Origin of the sequence: Bradyrhizobium sp. PRIMUS42, assembly GCF_023006515.1 — a bacterium.
Taxonomy (GTDB): domain Bacteria; phylum Pseudomonadota; class Alphaproteobacteria; order Rhizobiales; family Xanthobacteraceae; genus Bradyrhizobium.
In genome coordinates this window covers 1-6,863 of record NZ_JALBGZ010000330.1, presented here as the reverse complement: position 1 = coordinate 6,863, position 6,863 = coordinate 1, and the positions used below count along the sequence as shown (strand labels likewise).

Annotated in this window: 10 protein-coding genes; 3 read left to right on the top strand and 7 right to left on the bottom strand. The window is 64.7% G+C overall.

The window, feature by feature from the left end; all coding sequences use genetic code 11:
- From MOV75_RS22370 to MOV75_RS22360, 3 genes are all read right to left on the bottom strand, one after another.
- A partial coding sequence (locus MOV75_RS22370; protein ID WP_247006627.1) for an ABC transporter ATP-binding protein occupies positions 1–433 on the bottom strand: 433 nt, incomplete at its 3' end.
- Positions 430–1,218 (bottom strand): HlyD family secretion protein, encoded by a 789-nt coding sequence (locus MOV75_RS22365; RefSeq protein ID WP_246926275.1) that lies wholly within the window; start codon positions 1,216–1,218, stop codon positions 430–432. The genes MOV75_RS22365 and MOV75_RS22370, both read right to left, overlap by 4 nt.
- The gene (locus MOV75_RS22360; protein ID WP_246926277.1) at positions 1,215–1,901 is read right to left on the bottom strand and encodes a TetR/AcrR family transcriptional regulator; all 687 of its coding nucleotides are present in this window, start codon (positions 1,899–1,901) and stop codon (positions 1,215–1,217) included. Before MOV75_RS22360 ends, MOV75_RS22365 begins: the two co-directional genes overlap by 4 nt.
- Before the next feature lie 114 nt (positions 1,902–2,015).
- Here MOV75_RS22360 and MOV75_RS22355 point away from each other — a divergent pair, with 114 nt between their 5' ends.
- The 3 genes from MOV75_RS22355 to MOV75_RS22345 are packed head-to-tail and all read left to right on the top strand — an operon-like array spanning position 2,016 to position 3,236.
- Positions 2,016–2,351 carry a helix-turn-helix transcriptional regulator gene (locus MOV75_RS22355; RefSeq protein ID WP_246926279.1) on the top strand — a complete coding sequence of 112 codons (336 nt, stop codon included), beginning with the start codon at positions 2,016–2,018 and terminating at the stop codon, positions 2,349–2,351.
- On the top strand, positions 2,348–2,812 hold the full coding sequence (locus MOV75_RS22350) for an SRPBCC domain-containing protein (RefSeq protein WP_246926280.1): 465 nt from the start codon (positions 2,348–2,350) through the stop codon (positions 2,810–2,812). Before MOV75_RS22355 ends, MOV75_RS22350 begins: the two co-directional genes overlap by 4 nt.
- A gap of 10 nt (positions 2,813–2,822) precedes the next feature.
- The gene (locus MOV75_RS22345; RefSeq protein ID WP_246926282.1) at positions 2,823–3,236 is read left to right on the top strand and encodes a GFA family protein; all 414 of its coding nucleotides are present in this window, start codon (positions 2,823–2,825) and stop codon (positions 3,234–3,236) included.
- Between the two features lie 4 nt (positions 3,237–3,240).
- Here the strand turns inward: MOV75_RS22345 and adhP are convergent, their stop codons facing one another.
- The 4 genes from adhP to MOV75_RS22325 form a co-directional block, all read right to left on the bottom strand.
- Positions 3,241–4,266, bottom strand: a complete 1,026-nt coding sequence (adhP, locus tag MOV75_RS22340; protein ID WP_246926284.1) for an alcohol dehydrogenase AdhP — start codon at positions 4,264–4,266, stop codon at positions 3,241–3,243.
- Positions 4,267–4,404: 138 nt separating this feature from the next.
- Positions 4,405–4,815 (bottom strand): DUF2000 family protein, encoded by a 411-nt coding sequence (locus tag MOV75_RS22335; RefSeq protein WP_246926287.1) that lies wholly within the window; start codon positions 4,813–4,815, stop codon positions 4,405–4,407.
- A 65-nt stretch (positions 4,816–4,880) separates the two neighbouring features.
- Positions 4,881–5,270 carry a DUF4189 domain-containing protein gene (locus tag MOV75_RS22330; RefSeq protein ID WP_246926289.1) on the bottom strand — a complete coding sequence of 130 codons (390 nt, stop codon included), beginning with the start codon at positions 5,268–5,270 and terminating at the stop codon, positions 4,881–4,883.
- Positions 5,271–5,477: 207 nt separating this feature from the next.
- Positions 5,478–6,863, bottom strand: a 1,386-nt coding sequence (locus tag MOV75_RS22325) for an NTP transferase domain-containing protein (protein WP_247006625.1), incomplete at its 5' end; no start/stop codon positions are given.

Here is a 6,863-nt window from a genome sequence, read left to right as displayed (position 1 = left end):
GCTGCTTCCAGCCGCCGGAGAGCTCGCCCGCAAGCTGCTCCTCGCGCCCGGAGAGCCCGAGCCGCTTGATCATGCCGCGCGCGGCACCTCGCGCATCGGCCAGACCATAGAGCCGCGCCACGAATTCGAGGTTCTCGCGCACGGAGAGATCCTGGTACAGGCTGAAGCGCTGGGTCATATAGCCGACCTGGCGCTTGATCTTTTCGGCATCGCGCCGGATGTCGTAGCCGAGGCAGGTGCCCTCGCCACTGTCCGGCGTGAGCAGCCCACAGAGGATGCGGATGGTCGTGGTCTTGCCCGAGCCGTTGGGCCCGAGGAAGCCGTAAATCGAACCGCGCTTCACCTGCATCGAGAGATCGTGCACGACCTCGCGGCCCCCGAACGACTTGGTCAGGCCCTTGACGTCGATCGCGATGCCGTTGCCGCCGCTCATCGCTTGTCCGCCACCGGGGTTTTGGGATTGAGATAGACGTCGATCGGCTGTCCGACCCGCAGCGCGTCGGGCCGCGATGGCCGCGCCTGGACCAAATAGACCAGCTTGTTGCGCTCATCGAGGCTGTAGATGACAGGCGGGGTGTATTCGGCCGAGGTCGCAATGAAGTAGATCTTTGCGGTGAGGTCGGCCGCGCAATTGTCGCAAGAGATACGCACCGTATCGCCGATCGCGAGCTTCGGCAGCGCGGTCTCCGGCACGAAGAAGCGCAGCTTCATGTTGCCGGGCGGCATGATCGACAGCACCGGCCGTTGCGCCGCCACCATCTCGCCCTCGCGGAAGTAGATCTGCTGGATGGTGCCGGCAACAGGCGCAAACCCCTTGCGCCGCGCCATCCGCGTCTCCGAGGTCGCCAGCCGCGCCTCCGCGACGCGCAAGGATGACACCGCGGAATCGAGATTGGCTTGCGTGCCCGAGCCGGTCTTGTTCAGCGAGGCCGCCCGATCATAGGTCTGCTGTGCGTTGGCGAGCGTCGCCTTGTTCTGGTTGAGATCGGCAAGCTGGAGATCGTCGTCGACGGAGTAGAGGTGATCGCCTACCTTGACCTCGTCGCCCTCGCGGACATTGAGCTTCGTCACCCGGCCGGCTTCGTCCGGGCTGACGAAGATCATGTCGGCCTCGACCCAGCCCTGGAAGCCAGGATCGCGCTTCTCCTTGCACCCGGCAAGGCCGGTTGCGAGCGCAACGACCAATGCCAATCTGAAAATTGCTTGCGACGACCTCATGTCGTCCTCCGTTCGCCAAAAATCAAATCGAGATGGACGCGCAGCATCTCCTGCGCGTCGAGCGGCGCATGCCGCGCAAACAGGCTCTGCCAGATCACCGCGATCATCGCGGGCGCGACCAGGATCTGCGGATAGCGCGCGAGGTCCTTTTGGCGGATCTCGCCGCGGGCGATGCCGAGCTCGATCAGCCCGCGCATGGCGGCGATACCGCGCGAGACCACTTCGCGGTAGTAGAAGTCGGCGACGGCTGGAAAGCGCGGCCCCTCCGCCACGATCAGGCGAACCAGATCGCCGCGCCTGGTTCCGATGACCTCTTTCAGGAAGTTGCTGGCAAAGGCCTCGATGAGGTCGCGCACAGAGCCCGTCGGCGGCGGCAGCGCGGTCAGCCGCGCCACGACCGGCACGATCACGATGCGCACCAGCTCCTCGAACATCGATTCCTTGTCCTTGAAGTGCAGGTAGATCGTGCCCTTGGCGACACCGGCACGTTTGGCGATGTCGTCGAGGCGCGTTGCGGCAAAGCCGCGGGCGATGAATTCCTCCATCGCCGCCTCCACGATCGCCGCCCGCCGCTCCTGCGCGCGCGTAGCCCGGTTCGACACAGGCACCTCTCCGGGGGCTGCGGAGGCATCGCCCCCGCCTTCTGCAGACGGCTTGGCGACTCTGGTCGGCTTCCTTTTCATCCGGAATTTATGACTGACTAGTCAGTCATAGTCAAGCCAGCCGCGCTGACGTAGATGCACCCTGCTAAATGATTAGCATTGACTAATGCATTAGTATTCGCTAATCGAATAACCATGATTGATGCCGCCCCAAATCCCATCACCACCGTGATGCGCGCCCTCGCCGACCCGACCCGGCGCGCCGTGTTCGAGCGCGTCTTCGAGAGCAAGGAGATCAGCGTCGCCGAGCTCACCCGCGGTAGCGGCGTCACCCAGGGCGCGATCTCGCAGCACCTGAAATCCCTGAAGCAGGCGGGCCTCGTCGCCGAGCGTGCCGAGGGCCGCAATGTCTATTACCGCGCCGCGCCGCAAGGGCTCGAGCCCCTGGTCACCTGGATGGACCATTACGGCGTGTTCTGGCGCGAGCGTTTCGAAAACCTGCGTGACCTCTTGAAGGAGATCGATCCGTGAGTGCAGTTGCTTCCAAAGTCCAAACTCAAGACATCGTCCTCGACGAGGTCTTCCCTCACGCCGTCGCGACGATCTGGAAGGCGCTGACCAACGCCCAACTCATTGCGCGCTGGCTGATGCCGCCGACCGGCTTCGAAGCGGTCGAAGGCAACGCCTTCACGTTCAAGACCAATCCCGCCGGCGCGTGGGACGGCACGATCCATTGCCGCGTTCTGGAGGTCGTTCCGAACCAGCGCTTCGCCTACGCTTGGAAGGGGGGTGACGAGAGCAATACCGGTTACGGTTCAGCGCTCGACACCGTCGTCACCTGGTCGCTCACGCCGGTCGAAGCAGGAACGCGCGTGCGCGTGGTGCACTCCGGCTTCGTGACGCCGACGAACGACACGGCTTATCGCAACATGAGCGACGGTTGGGTCAAGGTGTTGCAGCGGCTCGATGCCATCTCCGGCGAAGACAAATAAGGAGGCCGCAATGGACAAGCCCTATACCGGCGGCTGCGCCTGCGGCGCGATCCGCTATTCGATTGTCGGCGAGCCCCTGTTCAGCAATCACTGCCAGTGCCGGGACTGCCAACGCGAAAGCGGCAGCGCGCATGGCTCGTACGCGACGTTCGCGCGGGCCGGCGTCACGCTAACCGGCGAGGCGAAGCATTGGGACATGGTCGCCGACAGCGGCAACGTGAAGACGCGCGGCTTCTGCACGCAATGCGGCGTGCCTGTGTACATGACCTTCGCAGCGCAGCCCGACGTCTTCACCATCCGCGCTGCGAGCCTCGACGAGCCCGCCCGCTACAAGCCGCAGGCCGTCACCTTCGCCGCGCGCGGTCATGACTGGGATCAGATCGACCCCAGCCTGACGAAGTTCGAAGGCATGCCCCCTGGATGAAACGCTAGCCGAAATCCAGCACCATGCGGCCATCGATCTTGCCGGCCTTCATCCGGTCGAAGACCTCGTTGATTTGCGCGAGCGGCACCTTCGTCACTTCGGCCTTGACCTTGCCGTCGGCAGCGAATGCGACGGCCTCGTCGAGATCGCGCCTCGTACCAACGATCGAGCCGCGCACCGTGATGCGCTTGAGCACGACGTCGAAGATCGGCGTCGGGAATTCGCCCGGCGGCAGGCCGACGAGACTGACGGTGCCCTTCCGGCGCACCATCTTCAGCGCCTGGGCGAACGCAGCGGTCGAGACCGCCGTCACCAGCACGCCGTGAGCCCCGCCGCCGGTTGCCGCAAGAACCTTGTCTACCGCGCCGGCCACGAGGGCGTTGATCGCGAGATCGGCGCCGGCCTCGCGCGCCAGCTCCAGCTTGTCCTCGGCGATGTCGACGGCCACGACCTTGAGCCCCATCGCCTTGGCGTATTGGATCGCGACATGGCCGAGCCCGCCAACGCCTGAGATCACCACCCATTCGCCGGGCCGAGCCTCGGTCTCCTTCAACCCCTTGTAGGTGGTGACGCCGGCGCACAGGATCGGCGCGATGGCGGCGAAATCGACCGCCGCTGGCAGCTTTGCGGCAAAGGCGGCGGAAGCGATGACATATTCGGCGAAGCCGCCGTTGACGCTGTAGCCGGTGTTGTGCTGGTGCTCGCACAGCGTTTCCCAGCCGGTCTCGCAATATTCGCAGGACATGCAGGCATCGTGCAGCCAGGCGACGCCGACGGCATCGCCGACCTTTAGATTCTTCACGCCAGGCCCGAGTGCGGCGACAGTGCCAGCGACCTCGTGGCCGGGAATGAAAGGCGGAACTGGTTTCACCGGCCAGTCGCCTGACGCGGCGTGCAGATCGGTGTGGCAGACGCCGCAGGCCTTGACCTTGACCAGAACCTCGCCGGGACCGGGCTGCGGCACCGGCACGTCCTCGATCACCAGTGGCTTGCCGAATTGCTTGACGATTGCGGCTTTCATGCTCGGCATCTGTCTGCTCCTCTGCATTTGTGAAGCAGAATAGCGACGTCGCCCCGCGCCCCTTTGATGGGGGTCAAACAGCACAAAATTTGCGCAAGCCAGCCCTCATCATGACACCACAATGACGCCGCGCGGAAGGTCGACGTGTCAGCTGTGGAACTTGAGGCCGTCGATAACCTTGTCTATCACCTTGCGCTCGGCGCGCATGGCGATGCCGACGAGATTGAGGTCCGTGCGCGTTACTGCCCTCACCGCCTCGCGATTGGCGGCGTCGTGCGTGGTGCTGAACATGTCCTCGGTATAGACCGCCGGCTTGACGTTGCGCGCGAGCGCACGGTCCAGCGCGCGCGACAACGCCGGACCGTCGGCGCCATAGATCAGGATCGGCTGACCGATCAGCGCATGATATTTCGTGCCCGAGGCGTCCTCATAGGCTTCGCCGATGCATTCGGGAAAAGCCGCGGCGATGCCGCTGGTGAGAAAGGACGCGATGTTGAGCTTCTGCCAGGCCTGAAGATCGGTGCGGATCACGACTGCGATCTTGGTGTCGAACTGCATGCAATTCCTCGACTGTCATTCCTGACGAGATGCTACGCATCGGTGCGGACTGACAGCAAGAGGAATTAGCCTTTCGCGTCGCAGGCCCAGGCGCGGATCACGCATTCCTTGCCGCCGTATTTGTAGCACTCACGCGTGGCGGCATTGAGGGAAGCCGAGATCTTCGGCTTGACGGCGTAGCCATAGGCGCCGCAAGGATTGGCGAGATCGACCGACATCGCAGCGCAGGCGCGCTTCATCGTTACCGTGGTGCAATCGCCCTTGCATTGCTTCTGCGCCGCTGCACGCGCCTCGTGCTCGGCGCCGTAATCAAAAGCCTGACCATAGGCGCCGCACTTGCCAACCGCGATGGCACCCGCGGCGTGGGCGTCGGTGACGTAGCGGGCGCCGGAAACACAAACCGACAACGCAAAGAAAAACATCGCGCAACGGCGCGCGACGACGTTCGAAGCCATGGAAAATCCCCTCCCCCCAAGGCAGGTGGAGGCGACTGTAAGCGCGGGTCGTTTCCAGATGGTGAACGGGTGGTTGAAATCGGATGATTGGGAGGGGCGTAGGGTGGGCAAAGCGAAGCGTGCCCGAATCGTAGTCGCGATCGAGAGATGGTGGGCACGGCGCTATGCGCCTTTGCCCACCCTACGGCACCGTTATTTACCGCACCGTCATCCTCGTCTTGCCGCTTCCAGCGCCTGAGGCGTGTCGATGTCGAGGAAGGCGCTCTCGCCGTCCACCGGCACTTCGGCCACGGCCTCCGTGTGCTTCGCGATCAGATGCCGCGCGCCGATATCGCCGTCGAGCGTCATCAACTCCTTGAAGAAGCGGCGCGACCACAGCACGGGATTGCCGCGGCGGCCTTCGCTGACGGGCACGACGATGAGGTTGCCGCGGTCCGGCGCAAAGCCGTCGATGAGGCGGTCGATCAGGCCGGCATCGATCAGTGGCATGTCCCCGAGGCAGACAACGGCTCCGTCGCAAGCTTCAGGCACGGCGGCGATTCCGGCCTTGACCGAGCTTGCGATGCCGCCGGCAAAATCGGGATTGCGGACGAACTTCACCTTCAAGCCTTGCAGGGCCTGCTCGACCAACTCGGCCTGATGGCCGGTGACGACGATCACCTCGGACGCCTTCGAAGCCAGCGCCTGCTCGGCGGCAAGGCGCACCAGCTTCTTGCCATCGAGTTCTGCGAGCAGCTTGTTCGGCCCACCCATCCGGGTCGAGCGTCCCGCCGCGAGCACGATGGCGGCGACCTGGCTGTTACCTTCGGTCTCGGGCTTGGCCCGCGGCTGCGGCCGCGTGACGATCTCCATCAGGAGGCCGCCGACGCCCATGCCCATCAGCTCGGAACGCGTCACCTTGATGCCGGCGAGCAGCCGCATCAAGACCCAGTCAAAGCCGTTCTCGACCGGCGAGCGCGCACAGCCCGGCGCGCCCAGCACCGGCACATTGCCGGCGCGGGCAATCAGCAGCAGATTGCCGGGATCGACCGGCATGCCGAAATGCTCGATCTCGCCGCCGATGCCGGTGACGGCTGCCGGGATGACGTCGCGGCGATCGGCAATCGCAGACGCTCCGAACACGATGACAAGCTCGGCGCCGAGCGCTAGCAATTCCTTGATCGCCGCCGACAGCGCCTGTTCGTCGTGCTGGACCCGACGTTCGGCAATGACGCTGGCGCCGGCTGGCGCGAGCCGCTCGGCCGTGACCCGCAGCGTCTTGTCGATCACCTTGGAGGACAGGCCCGGCAGCAGGGTTGAGACCACGCCGACGCGCTGGATCACGTAAGGCGCGATCTTCAACACGTCCTTGCCCGCCGCCTTCACTGCGGCATCGCGTAAATTGCCTTCGACGCCAAACGGGATGATCTTGACGGTGCCGACCATCTCGCCCTCGACCACCGGCTTGTAGGCCGAGAGCGTCGCAAAGGTGATGGCCTCATCGATATTGTTGATGCGGTCGACCGCGGCGCGGTCGATCACCAGCACGCCCGGGCGCGAGGCGAACAGATTGGCGCGGCCGGTGAAGGCGCGCTCGACATGGATGCCCTCGCC